The following is a 20,946-nucleotide window of genomic DNA, read 5'->3' on the forward strand; positions in this document are numbered from 1 at the left end:
AACCAATTTTAAAGTGAAACATGTCACAGGATTTAACTAAAACAACAGAGCTGCCAGCGCCTTATCGCTACCAGGAGCTCAATGGCGAAAAACAATGCAGCCAGTTTCCTCTGGCGGCAGAAATTGCCCTTGCCATCAGTTACAACGGCATCAGTCAGGCGGTGATGATGGTATCGCCGCAAGATCTTGACGACTTTGTGCTGGGCCTTAGCTTTACCAGCGGCATTATTGATGCTGCCAGGCAAATCTATGCCATAAGTATCCAACCAGGGGATGAGTCTGCAGTTGCCGAGGTGGAACTTGCCAGCCGGGCCTTTTGGCAACTGAAAAAATACCGCCGCCAGATGGCCGGCACCAGCAGCTGTGGTTTATGTGGTGTTGAGGCTATAGCCCAAGCGCTGCCTGAGCTGCCGCCACTCGCACATCAACCACTGCCGCCCATGGAACATTTTGTCGGGCTTAGGGATAAGATTACCGAGGTTCAACAGGCGACAAAAAGCACGGGTGCCATGCATGCAGCACTGTATCTGGATGCTGGGGGAAATATTATGCTGTGCCGGGAGGATATTGGTCGTCACAATGCCCTGGATAAGCTGATTGGCGCGCTGCTACGGCAAAACCGTTCTGCTACGCAAGGTATGGTAGTGCTGACCAGTCGCGGTAGCCTGGAGCTAGTGCAAAAGGCGATACGCGCCGGCATTAGCACCCTGGTAACAATGTCAGCCCCCACCGCGTTAACCGTGGATTGGGCACGCCGCCATCAGCTGAATTTTGTCCATCTTCCCCGTCGTAGTCCGCCCAGGCTGTATAGTCCGGCCCCAAAGGAGTAAGCATTAGAGCCAACGGCCTTTACCCGCCCTGCTCCCCTTTATAACTGGGTTGCAGGGATTTGCTTATCGGGTGAGGCTTTTTCCAGTTTAATAGCGATAAATTTGGAGGTCGGCGTGTACGTGCCATCGCCATAGCTTTCCAGCGGCACCAATGGATTGGTTTCCGGGTAATAGGCGGCGGCCTGGCCCTTTGGCGTATCGTAAGCCACCAACTCAAAGCCGCAAATTCGCCGCTCCCGGCCATCTTCCCATAACGAGATAATGTCGACTTTATCGCCAGCAGCAAAGCCCAGGCGCTGGATGTCTTCCTCATTTACGAAAAGCACTTCACGCAGGCCGAATACACCACGATAACGGTCATCCAGCCCATACAAGGTGGTGTTGTATTGATCGTGCGAGCGCAAGGTTTGCAGGATCAAATCCGGCTTATCGCCTCTGGCGAGGATTTTGTCATTCACCAATTGGCTGGGTAACAGGCTATGGCCAAACTGGGCCTTACCACTTTGAGTATTCCAGCGCCGCTCGGCCGCGGCATTACCCAAATGAAAGCCGCCTGGGTGTTGTAATCTGGCGTTAAAGTCCTCAAAGCCGGGAATGGTATCGGCGATTAGATCGCGAATGCGGCTGTAATCGGCAATCAGATAGTCCCAGTCCACCGGCTGATTGCCCAAGGTGGCTTTTGCCATACCTGCTACTATGGCGGGCTCTGAGCGAAGCTGCTCTGAACAAGGCGGTAATTGGCCGAATGATAGGTGCACCATGGAAAAAGTGTCTTCCACGGTAATACCTTGCTGCCCCGCAGCTTGCATATCCACTTCGGTACGGCCCAAACAAGGCAGGATCAGGGCGTCATGACCGGTTGTCAGATGCGAGCGGTTTAGTTTAGTACTGATTTGTACGGTTAGATCGCAGTTTTGCAGTGCCGCATGGGTACGGGGAGTGTCAGGTGTGGCCTGAGCAAAATTACCGCCAAGCCCGATAAACACTTTGGCTTGCCTGGCCTCCATCGCCTGAATGGCCTGCACCGTATTGTGGCCACGCTGGCGTGGTACCTGAAACTGAAAACGTTGTTCAATGGAATCCAAAAACCAGGCGGGCGGCACTTCATTGATGCCCATGGTTCTGTCACCCTGCACATTACTATGCCCTCGCACCGGCGATAATCCGGCACCGGGTTTACCCACATTACCGCGCAGCAACTGCAGGTTAACTATCTCCTGTACGGTGGCCACAGAGTGCTTATGTTGGGTAATGCCCATGGCCCAGCACATAATCACCTTATCTGCGCGGCAAAACATCCTGGCTGCCAGTTCAATATCATCCTTAGACAGCCCAGACTGCTCAACAATATGCTGCCAGGATGTACCATCCACCTCGGCCAGATACGCATCCAGCCCCTGGGTATGAGTTTGAATAAAGTCATGGTCAAATACTGGAGGTTGACCACCTGCTAGCGCCTCACGCTCCCACTGCAGTAAAAACTTGGCCATACCGCGCAGCGCGGCCATATCACCGCCTAACTTCGGGCAAAAATAGGCGGTATTCGTCGGCTCTGAACCGTTGCTAAGCATTTCAAAAGGATGCTGCGGGTGCTGAAATCGCTGTAATCCACGTTCTTTTAACGGATTAAAGCACACCACCTGAGCACCTCGGGCAACCGCTTCACGCAAAGGCTCAAGCATACGTGGATGATTGGTGCCAGGATTCTGACCTATAACAAAAATGGCATCGGCCAGGGCAAAGTCGCTAAATACAACCGTGCCCTTGCCTATCCCTATGGTACTTGCCATACCCTGGCCACTGGCTTCGTGGCACATGTTCGAGCAATCAGGAAAGTTATTGGTACCAAAGGCTCGCACAAATAGCTGATACAAATAAGCCGCTTCATTACTGGCCCGGCCTGAAGTGTAAAACTCAGCCTGATTGGGCGACTCCAAGCCGTTTAAATGACGGGCAATTAAAGCAAAGGCGTCATCCCAGCTGGTGGGTATGTAATGATCGGTGAGCGCATCGTAACGCATGGGATGGGTAATACGGCCTTGGTACTCCAACCAGTAATCGCTTTGCTTACGTAACTGGCTGACACTGTATTTGGCAAAAAATGTCGGGGTTACCAGCCGCCCGGTAGACTCCCAGTTCACCGCCTTGGCGCCGTTTTCACAAAACTTGACCATATGCTTGTCTGGGGATTCACCCCAGGCGCAGCCGGGACAATCGAAACCCTGATCCTGGTTGGTTTTGAGCATGGCCCTGAGATTTTTCAGTGGTTTCTCACTGCTGACCCAGGCTTTAGTGACACTTTTCAGCGCCCCCCAACCAGCAGCGGGTGCCGAATAGGCTTTAATATTGTCACTTTTGCTCATGGCAGGCAGCGTCTCGGGCTATGAAAAAATGTGACCTAAGCTTACGTTGCGCGCCGGAGATTCTCAACAGAACGCCAACAAGTGCGCTAACTACATATGGTTTTACAGCTTTTAACAAATCCCCCCAAGAATCTGTACAGTCTTGATTGCTAGCATACTGATTTACTTAATGCAGAATGACATGAAGCAAACCAATTCAATCTTTAAAATCTTCACTGCTCTGGCCATTGGTCTGAGTTTATTTGCCTGTAACAGTGATAAACACCTTACCCTGTCTGATCCAGTGCAAGGACAAAGTATTGAAGACTATGTTGAGTCTCAACCTTTTTCTGGCTCTGTGATGATGGTCAAAAACGGTGAGATTCTGCTAAGTCGTGGTTTTGGCTTAGCTGACCGCGGGAAAAACACCGAAAATCGTGCGAATACCGGCTTCTTAATAGGGTCTGTTACCAAGCAATTTACCGCCATGGCCATGCTAATTTTACAGGAACGTGGGCAACTATCCCTTGATGACCCCTTATCACTTTATCTGCCGGATTTTCCCAAAGCAGAAAAAATAACCCTGATGAATTTGCTCAACATGAGCAGTGGTATTGTTAATTACACAGCCCTGCCAAACTTTGCAGATTACAAATATACCGAACTGACACCGCAGGCATTGATTGCCAAATTCAGTGATCATGATTTGGAATTTGAGCCCGGTTCAAAGTATCAGTATTCCAACTCAAACTATGTAATTGCGGGTTTTATTATTGAGTCCGTTACGGGTCTATCTTATGCGGAGTTTATAGAACGAGAGATCTTTTTACCCTTGGGTATGGCTAACAGCGGATATGGGTATATGGCCACTAATCCAGAGTTTGCTTTGGGTTATGGCGATGGAAAACCGGTTAACAAGATCAATATGACCATCCCATATGCTGCAGGTGCCTTGGCCTCTACCGCTGAAGATTTATACAAGTGGCACATCGCCCTCAACCAGCGACAGTTGATCTCAGAACAATCAACTCACCTGATGTTCACTCCGTTTCTGGCGGGCTATGCGCTAGGTTGGAGTATCAGCACCAATAATAAGGGTGACGAATTCCACCAGCATAGCGGCGGCATTGATGGATTTAGCAGTTACCTGCTCCGCTCCGACGACCTTGATTATTTTGTGGTGGTATTGTCCAACGACGAGGATTTTCCGAGCGCCCAGTTGGCAAACAAAATTACCTCCATGGCATTGTCCAAGTAACGCAATATTGGCAGGGGTGGCCGGTGCAGGTAAGCTTAGTGCTCGCAAGCATATTCAAGGAGATCTTATGTCACTACCTGCCAAAATTGGCATACTTACTGTCAGCGACCGGGCCAGCCGCGGCCAGTATGAGGACTTATCCGGCCCTGCCATTATTGACACTTTAAACGATTATTTAACCAGCGCTTGGGAGCCAGTGTATCGCCTGGTACAAGACGAGCAGCCGCTGATTGAAGATGCGCTAAAAAACCTAGTGGATGTAGAAGGTTGTGCTTTAGTGGTGACCACCGGTGGTACCGGCCCGGCCAAGCGGGATGTCACCCCCGAAGCCACCGAAGCAGTATGCGATCGTATGATGCCGGGCTTTGGCGAACTGATGCGTATGGAAAGCCTAAAATATGTGCCTACCGCCATTTTGTCACGCCAGACGGCAGGCTTACGCGGCCAGTCTTTGATTATCAATCTGCCCGGCAAACCCAAGGCCATTCGCCAGTGCCTGGATGCGGTATTCCCTGCGGTGCCCTATTGCCTGGATCTGATGGATGGCCCTTACTTGCAATGCAACGAGTCAGTGATTAATGCCTTCAGGCCCAAAGCCAGTTAAGGCTGATTCTTTTTACCTGCATTGCTTGTTACACTTTTTTAAACATCTTGCTTGGCAGCGCGCCGGATGCTTTTTAGACTGTCCGGCCGTTAAAAACTAAAACAACAATGAATGAAGTATAAGACGTCTCTTATTGGTTTGGCGGCCTTACTGTCGGCCTGCACAAGCAACCATGTGCAACAGATAACCGGCGACACCCCAGTTGCGAAACTTCTCTCAGATGGCCGTTACGGTAATCTTTATCCAGGTAAAAAGACCTATCCGGTTACCTGTGAGGAAGACTGCTATCCGGCCCATCAGCAGGTGCTGTGCGAAACACCGGGCCAAGATTGTCGTTATACCGGCCCGCAAACCGTAACCACAGATACAGGCTTTACCCTGCGCTGGCTGGGCCATGCGAGCTTTGTGGTGCAAACACCAGATGGCCAGCAAATTCTGTTCGACCCTGTCAGCGATGGCTTTGACTGGCCGGTAGACTGGGCCGCCGATTGGTTTGCCGACGCCCGCCGGGAGTCCGGATTTTGGCCTGAAGCCGAGCAGCTGAGCCAAACCCGTGCCGTGCTTTACTCGCATTTACACTACGACCATTTCAATAAAGCCGATATTGAGGCCATTGGTAATCAGGCCGAATACTTTGTTGGCCTAGGCAGCGCCGAGTATTTTGACCAGGGCGGCTATACCATCAATGAAATGGATTGGTACGCCAGTAAAACTCTGGGCGAAACCACGATACATTCGGTGCCAGCCCATCATTTCAATGGCCGTATCTGGGTACCATTTTTATATGACGACAATGAAAAAGCGCTTTGGAGTGCCTGGCTGATTGAGCATCAGGGCAAAACCCTGTTTTTTGCTGGTGACACCGGCTATTCACCACACCTTAGCGATATTCATCAGCGTTTTGGCGATATAGATATCTGCTTGATTCCGGTGGCCTCTTACCACCATGAAGAAAACGGCGCTTGGTATCGCTATGTGCATACCACCCCGGAGGATGCGCTGATTGCCGCCGAGGAATTGGGTTGTAAAAGCATGATCCCCTGGGGTTATGGTAATGCCAGTTGGGGCATGGGCGATATCAGCTCACATTCACCACTGCTGCGATTACTGGCCATGTACGATAAGTTAGACAGCCAGGTGCCCTTGCTTATCTTAAATGAAGGCGACGAGGTGTACTTATGAGCCCTTCCCCAATACTACCAAGCGCATTTATGCCGCTGTATAACGTCGCTAAACAGGCCGCCAGCAGAGCCTATGTGCCTTACAGCCATTTTCCGGTTGGTGCGGCACTGAGGTTAAAAGACGGCAGTCTGATCAGTGGCTGCAATGTGGAAAATGCCAGCTACGGTTTATGCAACTGCGCCGAACGCACGGCCATTTTCAGCGCGATAGCCCAGGGTAAACAAGCGGCGGATTTTGACAGCTTACTGATTTATATGCCGGGTGAGACTTTGTATTCCCCGTGCGGCGCCTGTCGCCAGGTAATAGTGGAGTTTTTTGCCCCTGACGCTGAGATTTTTGCCGCTTGTGATAGCGAGTCCTGCCAGAGCTGGCGGGTGGATGAGCTGCTGCCCGGGGCATTTTCAATGCCCTGATAACGCTATCTGTTGTTTATGAAAAAGTCCGCATATCTCGCGGGCTTTTTTATGCAACCTTACACATCCATGCAAAAGCGGTAACCCACCCCGGATTCGGTGCGCACATAAAGCGGATTTCCCGGATCATCCCCCAGTTTTTGCCGCAAATGGCTGATCACAATACGCAGATAATGGGTATCTTCCTGATGCGCCGGTCCCCAGATTTCATTCAATAATTGGGTTTGGGTGATCACGCAGTTAGGTGCATGGGCAAGCTTAGACAGCACCGCGTATTCCTTGGGGGTCAGGTCTACCGGCTGTTGATTTAACCACACCTGGCGCTTTCTCAAATCAACACACAAAGCACCATCATCAAGTACCGGCGTGGTGTCTGGTTTTAGATGATCGCGCAAGTTGGCCCGTACCCTCGCCAGTAATTCCTGCACGCTAAAGGGCTTAGTTACGTAATCCTGCGCCCCGGCGTCCAGTGCCGCGACTTTTTCCTTATCCTGATTTCTGACCGAGAGCACAATAACCGGCACGGTGGACCAGCTTCGCAGCTCATCTAATACGCTGTGGCCATCTCTGTCCGGCAAGCCTAAATCCAGGATCACCAAGTCCGGCTGCTGGCGCACCACTGCAGCGATACCCCGGCTGCCGTCTTCGGCTTCGGTTACCTCATAACCTTCACTGGCTAATGCAATACGCAGCATCCTGCGAATTTGCACTTCATCATCAATGACAACTATCTTGCTGGCCAACGGAAACACCTTATTGAGACATCTGCAAAGCCGGGTAGTCTAACGGCAGTTCCACTTCAAAACGAGTGCCAGTGCCCATAGTGCGCTCCCCGACCCGCACTGTGCCGCCATGCGCGCCTATCATGCCCTTGCAGATTGCCAGGCCCATGCCGGTATTTTGTTTTTTCTGATCGCCATCAGCCACCACATAGAACATATCGAAGATTTGCTCTCGCTGGTTTTGCGGGATCCCCGGCCCGCTGTCTTCGATGGCAATGATACTGCGCTGCTCGTTAACCGTCAGACTAATACGTATTGGTTCGCCCTCGGGGCTGAAGCGCGCGGCATTTTCAAGAATATTAAAAAGTGCCTGCTCAACCAGCGCCGCATGCACATAGAGTAGCGGTGGCTCTTCTAACTGGCGCTGATATTCAGTAACCACGGCAGGAAAATAGCGTTTAAGGCGGTTTACGGCACTGCCGATAATATCATCCACAGACACCCAGTCCCGCTCAATTTTCAATGTGCCATGCCCCAGGCGGGTCATATCCAGCAGGTTTTGAATATAACTATCCAGTCTGCGGCTTTCTTGCATAATGGCGTCGAGCAGCTCGTCTCTGTCCGCATCGGTTAGCTGTTTATTCAGCACTTTAAGGCTCTCGGCGGCGCCCATCATGGCCGAAAGCGGTGATTTGAGGTCGTGCGACACCGAAGATAACAAGGCTGAGCGTAACTGCTCCATTTCGGTTTTGACCCTGGCCGATTCAAGATCAGACACCAGTTGCACCCGCCGCCAGGTATTGGCGCTTTGCTGTAAAATGGCCTGGATAAGCTCACGATCAAAAGGGCTTAACTGACTCTCTGCGCCGCGCCACTGCAACATAATTACCGCCGCGGCTTGGTTATCCTGCTCCACAACAAAGGTGCTAAGCGCCGCGCCGCTTAAGGTGTCAGTGTGCCGACCTGCTGATTTGCCCTGTTTTAGCGACCAGTCCACCGCGCCTTCATCCAACGCCGATAAAGGCGTATCCAGCGCCGGGATATAGTGTTTTTCGCCGTTTTGCCCCGGTAACACCACATAACAAGGCACCCCTACTATGGCAGAAATTTTTCCGGTCACCGTGCGCCACAAAGCATTGGCATCATCGGCCACCGACAGCGCCTGGGCCACCTCGCGCAAGGTCTCTGCAAAACGGTTAGACTCGCGTAGTAATAGGAACTGATGGCGGATCCGCGACGCGGCCGGTCCGCTTAAGATACCGATGCTAACCAGAAATATCAGGGTGGCGATATCATCCTGGCTATATACATTCAGGCTGTAAGTGGGTGCGGTCAAAAAGAAGTTAAAGCTTAGAAATGACCAGATAGCGGTGGCCATGGCCGGGCGGGCGCCAAACTTTAGCCCTATGGTCAGTACCGCCATCACGTACAGCAGCACTAAATTGCCGCTACTTAGCCAGCTTTGCAGCAAAATGGCCAGTGGACTGGCCAGCGCCACCGCCAGTAAGCCAAACAGATGGCCACGAAAATCTCCCAAGCCAGAACGGGCTAATTGCTCAGGCTTATGTGAGGGCGAGATGTTTGTACCAGGGGCGTGATAAACCGTGACTTCCAGCGGCAAGCCGCACTCCACCAGACGCTGATAAAGGCGTTTTTGCCACCATAATAACCGTCGTCGCTGCCCTGCCCCGACTAGCACCGTATTTATCCTGCGCGCCTCAATATAAGGCAAAATGCTCTGGTAGGTATTACTGCCACGCAGTACTTCAGTTTTTGCCCCCAACTCAACAGCCAGCGCCAGGGTATCGTTCAGTCGTTTGCGTTTTGCCTGGGTCTGAGGTTTGCCGGTGTCCACCCATACCACCGCCCAGGGCACCTGACGACGCTCGGCAATTTGCCGGCCAATGCGCACCAGATACTGATGATCGGCATTGTTGCTGATAAGCACCAGTAGCTTGTCTTTGAGCACATAATCTGTGCCTTTGGCACTGGCATCCAACTCACAAAGCAAGCTGGCATCAACATGCTCTATGGCCTTCTTCATGGCCAGTTCACGCAAAGCCGTGAGATTTGAGGCACTGAAAAAGGCATCCAGGGCGCTTCTGGCATACTCGGGAAGATACACTTTGCCTTGTTGCAAGCGCTCTATAAGGGTTGCCGGAGGCAAATCCACAAAGCGAATTTCATAGGCGTTATCAAAAAAATCATCGGGCACGGTTTCGCGCACCCGCACCCCGGTGATCTGTAAAACCAGATCATTAACGCTGACCAAGTGCTGAATATTGACCGTGGTATAAACGTCAATGCCGGCGTTCAACAGCTCTTCAATATCCTGATAGCGCCGCTTATGGCGACTGCCCGGCATATTGGTATGCGCCAGTTCGTCCACCAGTATCAAGGCGGGTTTACGCGCCAGTGCGCCGTCTAAATCAAATTCCGACAAGCTGGTGTGGTGATATTCAAGCGCTTTACGCGGCAGTTGCGGTAACGCGTCTAACATGGCCTGGGTATCGGCCCTGTCGTGGGTTTCCACCAACCCGACCAGCACATCCACGCCACGCTGCATAGATTCCTGGGCGGCGCTGAGCATAGCGTAGGTCTTACCTACGCCGGGCGCAGCACCAAGAAATACGGTCAGTTTACCTGTGCCGTTTTGCTGAATACGATGAAGAATGGCGTCGGCCTGCTGGGTCGGATTGGGGGAATTCATACTTAGAAGCTCCTGGACAGGCTCAGTATCCAGCGTTTGTCACAAATGTCCAGACATTGGTTGGCGTTTAAGTCAGTATCCACGTAGCTTAGGGCCACACTGCCAAACTGTTCAAACTCCGTGCTTAGCGCCACCTGCCAGTCCAGATAGCTGTCATCCCTGCCAGCGACGCTTGCGCCTAAAAACTGTGCCATCTCAGCAGCACTTTCAAACTGATTGTGGCCAACATGCATAGCCAGCCCCAGCCAGTCGGTCAGGGCCGCTTCATACCCCAAATGCAGGTATTGATAATCTTCAACCCCGGCGCCAAAGTAATCAGGCGAGATTGCCAGCCCCGCTGTGAAACCGGCGTAGGACAGCGTGCCTTGCAGCTCGCTGTAGTTCTGCTCAGCCCCCTCGTCGTTGCCTTGTGGGTAACTGTAGTGAATCAGCCCAAGGCGCGTTTGCAGACCATTTTCCCAGGTACCGGACCAGCCTGCATACCAGTCGAGCTCCATACTGCCCTGACCAAATTCGATATTGGAGCCCCATACCCCCAGATACCAGCCTTGGGTGTGGCTAATATCAATGCCGCCCTGAATGGCGGGGCCTTGGTCGGTTTGGGAAATGCCGCGAAATTGGTAGTCGCTGGCCAAGGTCAGATTGGCCTGGCTTTGCCATTGCTGGGCCTGGGCGGTAAAGGCCAAGGTCAGGCTTAACGGCAACGAAAAACGTGTAAATTTAATCCAAGACATAATACTTCCTTTGTTTAAAACGCTTGGTGCTTATCCAGCACCAGATTGAGCTTAAGTACATTGACGCGATGCTGGCCAAACAGGCCCCATTGCGGTCCTTCAATAGCTTGCCCTACCAGGTTTTGCACTTGCTCCAGCGGCAACTGTCTGGCCCTGGCTACGCGGGGGGCCTGCAACATGGCCGCCTCGGGGCTGATATGCGGGTCCAGGCCCGCGCCCGAGGTGGATAACATATCCACCGGGATCTGCTCGGCGCTTACGCCCTCTTTGCGCTGAATGTCGGCGCTTTGTGCTATCACCCGGGCTCTGAGCTCGGGGTTACTGGGAGCTAAGTTACTGCCGCCGGTGGCGGTAGGGTCATAATCCACCGCACTGGGGCGACTGTGAAAATAGCTGTCGCTAACAAAGGGCTGCGCGACCCATTCAGAGCCAATCACCCGCTCGCCTTGATTAAGCAAACTGCCGGTGGCTTGATGGCTAAATAAAGTGCTACCAACACCGGTGACCACGCCGGTATATACCCCGCCGCACAGCACCAGTAAGGTCAGCCCGGCCCGAACACCGGTCAGCATATGCTGGGCAAAGGTTGGATGTTGAATAGTGGCATTCATGGCTTTCTCCTAAACTAAGGTGCTAATCAGCAGATCCAGGACCTTGATGGCGACAAAAGGCAGTAACAAGCCACCCAGGCCGTACACCAACATATTGTTACGCAGCAGTTTTTCTGCACTGATGGGGCGCAGTTTGATGCCCTTAAGCGCAAGCGGAATCAGGGCGGGAATAATCAGGGCATTAAAAATAAGGGCTGACATCACCGCCGATACCGGGCTATGCAACTGCATAAAATCCAGGGCGGCGATGGTCGGTAACGCACCGGCAAATACTGCCGGGAGAATGGCAAAATACTTGGCCACGTCATTGGCTAGCGAGAAGGTAGTCAGGGCGCCGCGGGTAATTAATAGCTGCTTACCCACTTCCACCACCGACAGCAATTTAGCCGGATCCGAGTCCAGATCCACCATATTGCCGGCCTCTTTGGCGGCCTGAGTGCCCGAGTTCATGGCCAGGCCCACATCGGCCTGTGCCAGTGCCGGGGCATCGTTAGTACCGTCACCCACCATGGCAACCAAGCGTCCTTTGCCTTGCTCCTCGCGAATCAGTGCCAGTTTGTCTTCGGGTTTGGCCTCGGCAATAAAGTCATCCACACCGGCTTCTGCGGCTATCACACTGGCGGTAACCGGGTTATCGCCGGTAACCATCACAGTGCGTACCCCCAGTGCCCGCAGTTTGGCAAAACGTGCCGCTACCCCAGGTTTAATTACATCACTTAGGGCAATTACACCCAGCACTTGGGTTTCGGTAGCCACCACCAGCGGCGTACCGCCTTTTTGCGCCACGCTGCGTACCAGGCCGTCTGCATCATGTGGCCAGGTAAGCTGATGCTGTCCGGCCCAGGCTTTCACTGCGTCACTAGCGCCTTTAATGCACTGTCCCGCCCCCAACTTAATGCCGGACACCCGGGTTTTAGGCGAAAATGGCAGAAATTCAGCCTCTTTGGGCGTGGCGGGAGTAATAAAGCCCTTTTGCTCAGCCAGTTGAATAACAGATTTGCCCTCAGGGGTGGGATCCTGCAGCGACGACAACACCGCGGCATTCAACAGCGCCTGCTCGGATACCCCCTGTACGTTTAGAAAAGCAGTTGCCTGGCGATCGCCAAAGGTAATAGTGCCGGTTTTATCCAGCAGCAAAGTATCAATATCCCCCGCCACTTCCACCGCTTTACCAGACTTTGCCACTACATTGGCTGCCAAGGCGCGGTTCATACCGGCAATACCTATGGCCGGCAATAAGCCGCCTATGGTGGTGGGAATCAGGCAAACCAGTAAGGCAATCAGCATAGTGATATTCAGCGTTACGCCCATAAACGATGCCATAGGCACCAGCGTCACCACCACCAGTAAAAACACCAGGGTCAGGGCTGCCAGCAGCACAGTCAGGGCCGTTTCATTGGGGGTTTTCTGGCGCTTAGCGCCTTCCACCAGGCCAATCATCTTATCCAGAAAGCTATGGCCGGGATCATTGGCCACGAGCAGCACAATTTCACCGCTAAGCAGTTTAGTGCCGCCGATCACACTGGAGTGATCGGTTCCGGCTTCTCTTAACACCGCGGCCGATTCACCTGTGACTGCCGACTCGTTAACCGTGGCCACCCCTTGGATAATCTCACCGTCAGCGGGTATATATTCACCGGCCAGCACTTTGACCCTATCGCCCTTGGCAAGCCTGGTGGCCACCAGCATCTCTTCTTTGTCGCCATTAATACGCCTGGCCTGCAAAGACTTTCTGGCTGATTTCAGGCTGGCGGCCTGCCCCCGCCCTCTGGCTTCGGCCACGGACTCGGCAAAATTGGCAAACCATACCGTAAACAGCAGCACCAAGGTGGTTATCAGCTCAAAGCCAAAAGCCGCACCGCTTATCAGCTTTTGCAAGGTAATTAAGGCCGTACACAAGGTGCCAATCAGCACCACAAACATCACCGGATTACCCGCCATGCTTTTAAATGACAGCTTGGCTAGGGCGTCCAGCGCCGCTTGTTGATAGGCGCTTTGGCCAAGTGCCTGGGTTGTCTTATGCTTCATAATTATTGCTCCACACTGACCGTTGCCAGTTCAAGGGCTTCGCCAATCGGCCCCATAACCGCAGCAGGTAAGAAAGACAGGAAGTTGAGGATCAGAATGACGGCCACCAGCGTGATGCAAAAGGTCGGGCTATCCAGCTTGAGGCTGCCATTACCAACAGGACTGACGCGCTTGGCAGCCATTCGTCCGGCAATCACCAGTGGAATAAACAGCGGCAAGTAGCGGCCCAGGAGCAATGCAATCACGCAACTGACATTCCACCAGGGGGTGTTATCGCCCAGCCCCTCAAAACCCGAGCCGTTATTGGCAAAGGCCGAAGTGTATTCATAGAAAACCTGAGAAATGCCATGAAAGCCGGGGTTACTGTTGCCAGTGAGGACCGGTATGGCCACTGTGATAGCCGTCAGTACCAAAACACACAGGGTTGGCAGCACAATAAGGCTACCCAGCAAAGTAATTTCCCGGGTTTCAATTTTACGGCCGAAGATCTCTGGGGTGCGGCCGATCATCAAACCGGATAAAAACACCGCAATCCACACATACACAATAAAATTGACAAAACCACAGCCAATACCGCCCCAGATGGCACTGATCAGCATGCCGGAGCGAGTCATCAGGCCGCCAATGGGGTTAAAGGAGTCGTGCATGGCGTTGACCGAGCCATTGGAGGTTTGGGTGGTAAAAGTGCCCCACAAGGCCGACAGTTCCGGGCCAAAGCGCACTTCTTTGCCTTCCATATTGGGCCCGTGCATGGCCTGACCGGCAAAGGCCGCGTTAGGCTGCAGTTCGCTGTACACAGTGGCGGCAATAAACACCACACTCAGTACCCCCATGGCCGCCAACGACATCCAACTGAAAGATTTACGTCTGAGCATACCACCGGCCATAAACACCACGGCCATAGGCACCAACACCAGGGCAATGGTTTCAATGGCATTACTGACCGGGGTTGGATTTTCCAGCGGATTGCTGCTGTTGGGGCCATACCAGCCGCCACCATTGGTGCCAAGCTGTTTGATGGAGACCATGGCCGCCACAGGCCCAATAGGTACCTGCTGCTGAGCAATAGGCGCTGCCGGGTCTAAGGTCTGTACCTTTTGCGCCCCTTCGAAGCTGCTCGGTACCCCTTGCCAGGACAGCAACAGCGCGACAATGGTAGCCAGGGGGATCAGCAAGCGCAGCACGCCGCGCACCAGATCCACATAGTAGTTACCCAAGTCCCGCGCCTCGCCTTCTGCCGCGCTGCGTTTGTTTCTGCCTCCCAGCATGCCCCTCAAGATGGCCACACACACCGCCAGTGCCATTGCCGGCGTGACAAATTGCAAGGTCACAATCAAAAAGCCCTGAGACAGATAACTAAGTTGCGCCTGGCCTGAATAGTGTTGTTGGTTGGTATTGGTCAGAAACGACACCGCAGTATGCAGTGCCAAGTCCCAGGATAAAGGCCCGATACCATCGGGATTCATAGGCAGTAAATGCTGAAACTTCAGCAACAAAAAGGCCAGAATCCCCAATACCAGGTTGCTGAGTAAAAACGCCGCACCGTAAGATTTCCACGTCATGCCCAGATTGGGATTAACGCCAATGGCTTTGTAGATAAGACGTTCAAACGGGTTGAACAAGGTATCGGTAAAGTGCCGCTGACCGGAAAATATACCGGTCATATAGTGACCTAAGGGCCAGGCGAGGCCCAGCGCCAGTAAACAGATGATAAAAATATCCAGCATGCGGCCCCCTAGAATCTATCCGGGGCAAACATTGCCACGGCCAGATATGCGAAGAGCGCCAGAGATAAACACAGCAGTAGCCAGTTCACGATTGTTGTCCTTTGTTTGTGAGTGACGGGCTACTGTAGAAATAAGGGCTGTAAAGTCTCTAGATATGAAGATGGACCAGGCGTAAAGAAATCGTAATTTTGCCGAGCAGGCAGGATGTGATGTTGAAACAACTACGCAGATAAAGTGCCGTCGTCCTGATCCAGCGCAAGCAATACCGCCAAAGGGATATTGCCGTACCCCGGAGCTTTCCTTACACTAAGGTCAGTTTTGCCAACCTGGACAGGCACTTGTTCATTCGCCGCACCAAAATCTGGTTTACGCCGCTGCTGTTGTTGCTGTTTATACTCAACAACCTGAGCCTGGCGTTTGCGACGTCCCAGCATTTGGCCCAGGCTCGCAGCTTCAGCGATGAAGACAAGGTACTGATTTGTACCGGCCGGGATATGAAATGGGTGTCCATGTCTGCCTCCTGGCAAGCTGGCACTTTCGTGTTTGTCGATGCACCAGAAGACCTTCCCCAAGAACTCAAAAGCATTAAATGCGGCGACTTATTTGCCCAGGACCTAAAAACCGTTGCTTTTAGCGCAAAGCTGATTGCCGCGCAGCTAAACTACCCTGACCTGATTGCCCAGCGCCTCAGTGCGCCCTACCTACAAGCCCAATACGCCAAAGCCTTATCCCGCGCCCCACCGGCCGTTTGATTCCCCTGCTGTTAATCAATATTTAGCTTTGGGCCTTTGGCATAGGCCAGCGTGCCCCTATGTAAAACGGAATCAAACAATGAACAAACACACTACTTTTCGAGCCAGCGCTCTGAGCCTGGCCCTTTTTTCCTCGCTTTCCTACGGCGAACAAACACAACAAAATGACGAGTTAGAAACGATTATCGTCAGTGGCGAAGCTCTTAGCCTACCCAACCAGGTCATCACCGATGCCAAGCAGCCGCGCCAGCCGTTGCCAGCCCACGACGGTGCCGATTATCTGAAAACCATTCCGGGCTTTTCTATGGTACGTAAAGGCGGGGCCAGCGGCGATCCGGTCTTCAGAGGCATGGCTGCGTCACGCCTGACCATTTTAAACGACGGCAACCTGCTGTTTGGTGGCTGTGGCAGCCGTATGGACCCGCCTACGGCCTATTTATCGCCACAAAGTTTTGACCAAATCCGCGTGATCAAAGGCCCCCAATCGGTTTTGCATCTGCCTGCCAATGCCACTGTGCTGTTTGAGCGAAACAGCTATCAGCTAAGTGAAAGCGGCTTTACCACCGACACCAGCCTGACCCTTGCCAGTGCCGGGCGCCGCGAAATAAACACCGATATGACCCTGGGCAACACCACCGGTTTTGTCAGAGTAAATGCCGCCAAAGCCAAAGCGGACAACTATAAGGACGGTGAAGGTAATGAAATTAACAGCCATTATGATCGCTGGAGCGCCAATGCTGAGCTGGCCTGGACCCCGGATGCCGATAGTCTGTTGATGCTAAGTCTGGGTAGCAGTGATGGCGAAGCTGCCTATGCGGACCGCACTATGGATGGCTCATTGTTCGACCGTCGCCAGTTAAGCTTAAAAGGCCGTAAAGATAACCTCGCCGATTGGTTAACCCGTCTGGAAGGCCAGTTGTATTTCAACCATGTAGATCATGTGATGGATAATTACAGCCTGCGCGACTTTACCCCCAGTATGATGATGCCAACGCCAGCCGCCATGAACCCGGATCGCTATAACCGCGGCGGCCGTATTCAGGCCGATCTGACCTTTGGCAAGCTACAGGCAAAAGTCGGCCTGGATGCCAGCCAGAATACCCATCGCAACCGCATGAGCATGAATCAGCCGATGATGCCTTATAAGGACAAGCCTTATGTTGAAGATGGCCGTTTTGAGCAATGGGGTCTGTTTACCGAGCTTAGCTACGCGTACTCAGACAGCCTCAGCCTGCATGGCGGTGTGCGGGTGGATGACTGGCAAGCCTGGGACAGTCGCCTGAATTTGCGTAAAACCATGATGATGACCATACCTAACCCCAGCTATGAGCAAAAACGTTCCGATACGCTGACCAGCGGCTTTGTGCGTATGGAGCAACAAAGCGACAATCAGACCTGGTATGCCGGTATTGGCCGGGCAGCGCGCTTCCCAGACTATTGGGAGTTGCTGGGTAATAACCGCGGCGGTGAAAACAGCGCGTCCGCCTTTAATACCGAGGCAGAAATTACCCATCAGCTGGATGTGGGTTGGATCCGAAACTGGCAGGACATACGGCTGAGTTTGTCGGGTTATTACGCCGACATCAGTGATTTTATTTTGCTGGATAAACACAATCCCATGCTGCCGGAAACCGTGCGTAATATCGACGCCCATACCTTTGGTGGCGAAGCCAGTCTGACCTGGCTGGCCACCACCCAGTGGCGAGTAGAGTCTAGCCTGGCGGTCAGTCGGGGTAGCAATGATAGCGATAATCTTGCCCTTGCTCAGCAACCGCCGGTGGAGTTGCGGTTAAGTACCGCCTATCAGTGGCAGGACTGGCAATTTGGCGCGCTGTGGCGCTTGGTGCAACGTCAGGATAAGGTGGCACAAAACCAGGGCACCATTGTAGGCCTGGATACCCTGCCTACCGCTGGCTTTGGTGTACTGTCAGCCAATGCCATGTGGCAGCCCAATAGCCAGTGGCAGGTGAGTCTGGGCATCGATAATTTACTGGATAAACAATATCAGGAATATTTGAGTAAAAGTGCCGCGGATATCCCTGGTTATGTGGTTAGCGGCCGGGTCCATGAGCCGGGCCGCACCCTGTGGGCCAAAGTGGATTATCGATTCTAAGCCTATGATTAAGCCGGCCTAGCGCCGGCTTTTTACATTCCCGGCAAAGCCACACGCAACGGACATTTTTAACACCATCCCAGCTTCTATTCCTTTGGTTGTATTGGCTTCAATGCGCTAACTGGTTACCCTTAAGCCATTGGAATAGTTGGAGAACATTATGTCACATCACCCTGTGGAGCCCTCACCTTCCGATAAGGCTCCTGCCTTGCTGCCCGTTGAGCAGGCGCTAGCGCAGATGCATGCATCACTGACCTGCCGCCAAAAGGTGCAAAAGGTAGCGCTGGAGAGCGCCCTGGGCGCTGTGTTGGCAGAAGATGTGATTGCCGAGCTGAATATTCCGCCCCATGACAATTCGTCGATGGATGGCTATGCCGTTCGTGCCGCGGATTTACAAACCACTGACAGTCTGACATTAACCGGCAGTAGTTTTGCCGGCGCGCCTTTTAGAGGCGAACTTCTGGCTGGTGAAACCGTGCGCATTATGACAGGTGCAGTCATTCCCACTGGTGCCGATGCGGTGGTGATGCAAGAGCAGGTGCAAGCTAGCGATACCAACATACGTTTTTTAAGCACTCCCGACACAGGCAGCAATATTCGCCGCGCTGGGGAAGATATCCGTCAGGGACAAGTGCTGTTGGCCAAAGGTCATCTTATTCGCGCCGTGGACTTAGGTCTTTTGGCCTCATTAGGTATTGCAGAGGTCAGCATCTATACACCACTTAAGGTGGCCATTATGTCATCCGGCGATGAGTTAGTGGCACCGGGTGGCAAGCTCAAAGAAGGGCAGATATTTGACAGCAATCGTGCGGTGCTTCGTGCCCAGCTGAATCAACTGGGCATTGAGGTGCTGGATCTTGGCATAGTGCCAGATAGCAAACAGGCCCTGCGTCTGGCATTAAGCCAGGCAGCCGCAGAGTGTGATGTACTGATTAGCTCAGGCGGTGTGTCGGTAGGCGAAGCCGATTTTACCAAAGACATTCTGGCTGAGCTTGGCCAAATTGGCTTTTGGAAGCTGGCCATTAAGCCAGGCAAACCCTTTGCCTTCGGTAACTTAGGTGAATGCGTGTTTTTCGGCCTGCCCGGCAACCCCGTCTCGGCTTACGTCACCTTCGATCAATTGGTTCGCCCTGCCCTGGCAACCTTGCGTGGTCAAACTCAAGCTTTGCAAGTAAGACTGCTGGCAAAAGCCGCGGATAATCTGAAAAAGCGTCCAGGTCGGATGGATTTGCAGCGCGGTTGGTACTGGCAGGATGAAAACGGCCAATTGTTAGTCAAAAGTACGGGTAATCAGGGCTCTGGAGTGCTGACCAGTATTGCCAACGCCAACTGTTATATTGTGCTGGAGCAACAGCGCGGTTATGTCACAACGGGTGAGCAAGTCAGCATTCAGCCCTTCTAAAAACAAGCGGCCCGCAATGCGGGCCGAAATTTTCCTGATGTTGACTTAGTTATTATTGTTATTCCGTTACACCACCTTGGAGTAGCGCATTTGTCCTTGCTGCAGGTAGGCGTCAAAACAGGCGCAAATACTGCGCACCCAGAATCTGCCCTTAGGCAATACTTCGAGCTGACTGTCAGTAACACGCACTAAACCATCATCGATAAAAGGACGAAGACTCTCGCAGGCATCTGCAAAGGTGCGCCAAAAATCGGCCAACTGCCAGGTTTGGCAAAACGCTGGAATATCCAGATTAAAATGGCAGATAAGCTGACTAATCAGTGCTGCGCGCATCTTGTCGTCATCACATAAACTGAAGCCTTTTTGTACCGGTAAACTGCGCTGCTGCATGGCGTCATAATAAGCTGGCAGTTCCTTGGCATTTTGCCACAGTACACCATTTACCTGACTGATAGACGACACCCCTAAGCCAATCAGCGCATCCTGGCCATGGGTGGTATAGCCCTGGAAGTTACGCTGCAACTTGCCCTGCTGTTGTGCTTTGGCCAGCTCATCATCCGGCTTGGCAAAATGATCCATACCGATAAATTGGTAACCGGCCTGCTCGAAGGCTTCGATAGACTGCTGCAGTAGCGCCAACTTAGTCGCAGAATCTGGCAAGCTGGCATCGGGAATTTTACGCTGCGCGGCAAAACGTGCCGGCAGATGTGCATAGCTAAACAGGGAAATGCGATCCGGACTGAGCCTGACAATCTCAGCCAGCGTTTCGGCAAAGCTCTCTGGATGCTGATAAGGCAGACCATAAACCAAATCCAGGTTTATTGAGGCAAAGCCAAGCTCCCGACACAGTGCCACCTGATGGCGAATCAAGTCAGTTTCCTGCACCCGGTTAATGGCAATCTGCACTTTCTCGTCTAAGTCCTGCACACCAAAACTAACCCGACCAAAGCCGAGTTTGCGTAAATGGCACAGTTTATCGTCATTACAGCTGCGAGGATCTATCTCAATGCTCAGCTCGGCATCCGCCGCTATATCAAAGTGTCTGTGCAGCGCTAACAACAAACGACTTAACTGGCTGTTGGTCAGAAATGTTGGGGTGCCACCACCTAAGTGGATCTGATGGATACGCTTACCTTGCAACTTTTGCTCATACAAGGCCATTTCCAGCTCCAAGGCATCCAGATATTTGTCTGCCTTATGTTGGTGACGGGTAATGACCTTATTGCATCCGCAGTAATAGCAAAGCTGGTGACAAAACGGGATATGAATATACAAACTGAGATCATCGCGACTACCGTCTATCGCAACTTGCACCTCGCCAAGATCGAACTCATCGGTCAATGCCAGCGCAGTAGGATAAGAGGTATAGCGCGGTCCATTGATGTTGTATTTGGCAATTAGTTTGGGATCCCAGCCTTGCATTCTGTCTCTGTTTTTCCATTTTTCATGGCCGCATTGTACGAAAGCTCTTTCAAGCGGGTTTTGATCTAACACAAATCCTCGTGGTTTTGACATCGT

17 protein-coding genes are annotated in these 20,946 nt (G+C 52.6%); 8 read left to right on the top strand and 9 right to left on the bottom strand.

Annotated features, from left to right (window positions below; genetic code table 11):
- Positions 1-20: 20 nt before the first annotated feature.
- The gene (fdhD, locus tag KJY73_RS09140) at positions 21-830 is read left to right on the top strand and encodes a formate dehydrogenase accessory sulfurtransferase FdhD (protein ID WP_214343036.1); all 810 of its coding nucleotides are present in this window, start codon (positions 21-23) and stop codon (positions 828-830) included.
- A 38-nt stretch (positions 831-868) separates the two neighbouring features.
- On the opposite strand, the gene KJY73_RS09145 is transcribed toward fdhD, so the two are convergent.
- The gene (locus KJY73_RS09145; RefSeq protein ID WP_214343038.1) at positions 869-3,193 is read right to left on the bottom strand and encodes an FdhF/YdeP family oxidoreductase; all 2,325 of its coding nucleotides are present in this window, start codon (positions 3,191-3,193) and stop codon (positions 869-871) included.
- A gap of 181 nt (positions 3,194-3,374) precedes the next feature.
- Between KJY73_RS09145 and KJY73_RS09150 the strand changes: the two genes are divergently transcribed.
- The 4 genes from KJY73_RS09150 to KJY73_RS09165 all read left to right on the top strand — a co-directional run bounded on the left by KJY73_RS09150 (position 3,375) and on the right by KJY73_RS09165 (position 6,629).
- Positions 3,375-4,430 carry a serine hydrolase domain-containing protein gene (locus tag KJY73_RS09150; RefSeq protein WP_214343040.1) on the top strand — a complete coding sequence of 352 codons (1,056 nt, stop codon included), beginning with the start codon at positions 3,375-3,377 and terminating at the stop codon, positions 4,428-4,430.
- 67 nt (positions 4,431-4,497) lie between these two features.
- Positions 4,498-5,034 (top strand): molybdopterin adenylyltransferase, encoded by a 537-nt coding sequence (mog, locus tag KJY73_RS09155; protein ID WP_214343043.1) that lies wholly within the window; start codon positions 4,498-4,500, stop codon positions 5,032-5,034.
- A gap of 111 nt (positions 5,035-5,145) precedes the next feature.
- Complete coding sequence (locus KJY73_RS09160; RefSeq protein ID WP_214343045.1) at positions 5,146-6,216, top strand: MBL fold metallo-hydrolase; 1,071 nt, start codon at positions 5,146-5,148, stop codon at positions 6,214-6,216.
- A complete protein-coding gene (locus KJY73_RS09165) occupies positions 6,213-6,629 on the top strand; it encodes a cytidine deaminase (RefSeq protein ID WP_232848437.1) in 417 nt (138 codons plus the stop codon). Before KJY73_RS09160 ends, KJY73_RS09165 begins: the two co-directional genes overlap by 4 nt.
- A 59-nt stretch (positions 6,630-6,688) precedes the next feature.
- Here KJY73_RS09165 and KJY73_RS09170 read toward each other — a convergent pair whose 3' ends face one another.
- The 7 genes from KJY73_RS09170 to kdpF are packed head-to-tail and all read right to left on the bottom strand — an operon-like array spanning position 6,689 to position 15,250.
- Positions 6,689-7,372: a response regulator gene (locus KJY73_RS09170; RefSeq protein WP_214343047.1), complete on the bottom strand. Its 684-nt coding sequence runs from the start codon at positions 7,370-7,372 to the stop codon at positions 6,689-6,691.
- Positions 7,373-7,382: 10 nt separating this feature from the next.
- On the bottom strand, positions 7,383-10,061 hold the full coding sequence (locus KJY73_RS09175; protein ID WP_214343049.1) for an ATP-binding protein: 2,679 nt from the start codon (positions 10,059-10,061) through the stop codon (positions 7,383-7,385).
- A gap of 2 nt (positions 10,062-10,063) precedes the next feature.
- Complete coding sequence (locus KJY73_RS09180; protein ID WP_214343051.1) at positions 10,064-10,795, bottom strand: TorF family putative porin; 732 nt, start codon at positions 10,793-10,795, stop codon at positions 10,064-10,066.
- Positions 10,796-10,809: 14 nt separating this feature from the next.
- Positions 10,810-11,406, bottom strand: a complete 597-nt coding sequence (kdpC, locus tag KJY73_RS09185; RefSeq protein WP_214343053.1) for a potassium-transporting ATPase subunit KdpC — start codon at positions 11,404-11,406, stop codon at positions 10,810-10,812.
- Positions 11,407-11,415: 9 nt separating this feature from the next.
- A complete protein-coding gene (gene kdpB, locus KJY73_RS09190; RefSeq protein WP_214343055.1) occupies positions 11,416-13,434 on the bottom strand; it encodes a potassium-transporting ATPase subunit KdpB in 2,019 nt (672 codons plus the stop codon).
- Positions 13,435-13,436: 2 nt separating this feature from the next.
- On the bottom strand, positions 13,437-15,161 hold the full coding sequence (gene kdpA / locus KJY73_RS09195; protein WP_214343057.1) for a potassium-transporting ATPase subunit KdpA: 1,725 nt from the start codon (positions 15,159-15,161) through the stop codon (positions 13,437-13,439).
- An 8-nt stretch (positions 15,162-15,169) separates the two neighbouring features.
- Positions 15,170-15,250 (bottom strand): K(+)-transporting ATPase subunit F, encoded by an 81-nt coding sequence (gene kdpF / locus KJY73_RS22040; protein ID WP_373285001.1) that lies wholly within the window; start codon positions 15,248-15,250, stop codon positions 15,170-15,172.
- A 249-nt stretch (positions 15,251-15,499) separates the two neighbouring features.
- Between kdpF and KJY73_RS09205 the strand changes: the two genes are divergently transcribed.
- From KJY73_RS09205 to moeA, 3 genes are all read left to right on the top strand, one after another.
- Positions 15,500-15,913 carry a hypothetical protein gene (locus KJY73_RS09205; protein WP_214343060.1) on the top strand — a complete coding sequence of 138 codons (414 nt, stop codon included), beginning with the start codon at positions 15,500-15,502 and terminating at the stop codon, positions 15,911-15,913.
- Positions 15,914-15,992: 79 nt separating this feature from the next.
- On the top strand, positions 15,993-18,026 hold the full coding sequence (locus KJY73_RS09210) for a TonB-dependent copper receptor (RefSeq protein ID WP_214343061.1): 2,034 nt from the start codon (positions 15,993-15,995) through the stop codon (positions 18,024-18,026).
- A gap of 160 nt (positions 18,027-18,186) precedes the next feature.
- Entirely contained in the window at positions 18,187-19,428 is a 1,242-nt protein-coding gene (gene moeA / locus KJY73_RS09215; protein ID WP_214343063.1) for a molybdopterin molybdotransferase MoeA, read from the top strand.
- Positions 19,429-19,494: 66 nt separating this feature from the next.
- Here the strand turns inward: moeA and hemN are convergent, their stop codons facing one another.
- Complete coding sequence (gene hemN, locus KJY73_RS09220) at positions 19,495-20,850, bottom strand: oxygen-independent coproporphyrinogen III oxidase (protein WP_214343065.1); 1,356 nt, start codon at positions 20,848-20,850, stop codon at positions 19,495-19,497.
- Positions 20,851-20,946 lie beyond the last annotated feature (96 nt).

The sequence above is a fragment of the Bowmanella yangjiangensis genome (assembly GCF_018531185.1).
Taxonomy (GTDB): domain Bacteria; phylum Pseudomonadota; class Gammaproteobacteria; order Enterobacterales; family Alteromonadaceae; genus Bowmanella; species Bowmanella yangjiangensis.

Coding starts and splice junctions, on each gene's coding strand:
- kdpB (WP_214343055.1), bottom strand. CDS start 13,434: ATGAAGCATAAGACAACCCAGGCACTTGGCCAAAGCGCCTATCAACAA.
- KJY73_RS09150 (WP_214343040.1), top strand. CDS start 3,375: ATGAAGCAAACCAATTCAATCTTTAAAATCTTCACTGCTCTGGCCATT.
- hemN (WP_214343065.1), bottom strand. CDS start 20,850: ATGCAAGGCTGGGATCCCAAACTAATTGCCAAATACAACATCAATGGA.
- KJY73_RS09165 (WP_232848437.1), top strand. CDS start 6,213: ATGAGCCCTTCCCCAATACTACCAAGCGCATTTATGCCGCTGTATAAC.
- kdpC (WP_214343053.1), bottom strand. CDS start 11,406: ATGAATGCCACTATTCAACATCCAACCTTTGCCCAGCATATGCTGACC.
- KJY73_RS09175 (WP_214343049.1), bottom strand. CDS start 10,061: ATGAATTCCCCCAATCCGACCCAGCAGGCCGACGCCATTCTTCATCGT.
- fdhD (WP_214343036.1), top strand. CDS start 21: ATGTCACAGGATTTAACTAAAACAACAGAGCTGCCAGCGCCTTATCGC.
- kdpA (WP_214343057.1), bottom strand. CDS start 15,161: ATGCTGGATATTTTTATCATCTGTTTACTGGCGCTGGGCCTCGCCTGG.
- mog (WP_214343043.1), top strand. CDS start 4,498: ATGTCACTACCTGCCAAAATTGGCATACTTACTGTCAGCGACCGGGCC.
- KJY73_RS09210 (WP_214343061.1), top strand. CDS start 15,993: ATGAACAAACACACTACTTTTCGAGCCAGCGCTCTGAGCCTGGCCCTT.
- moeA (WP_214343063.1), top strand. CDS start 18,187: ATGTCACATCACCCTGTGGAGCCCTCACCTTCCGATAAGGCTCCTGCC.
- KJY73_RS09160 (WP_214343045.1), top strand. CDS start 5,146: ATGAAGTATAAGACGTCTCTTATTGGTTTGGCGGCCTTACTGTCGGCC.
- KJY73_RS09180 (WP_214343051.1), bottom strand. CDS start 10,795: ATGTCTTGGATTAAATTTACACGTTTTTCGTTGCCGTTAAGCCTGACC.
- KJY73_RS09145 (WP_214343038.1), bottom strand. CDS start 3,193: ATGAGCAAAAGTGACAATATTAAAGCCTATTCGGCACCCGCTGCTGGT.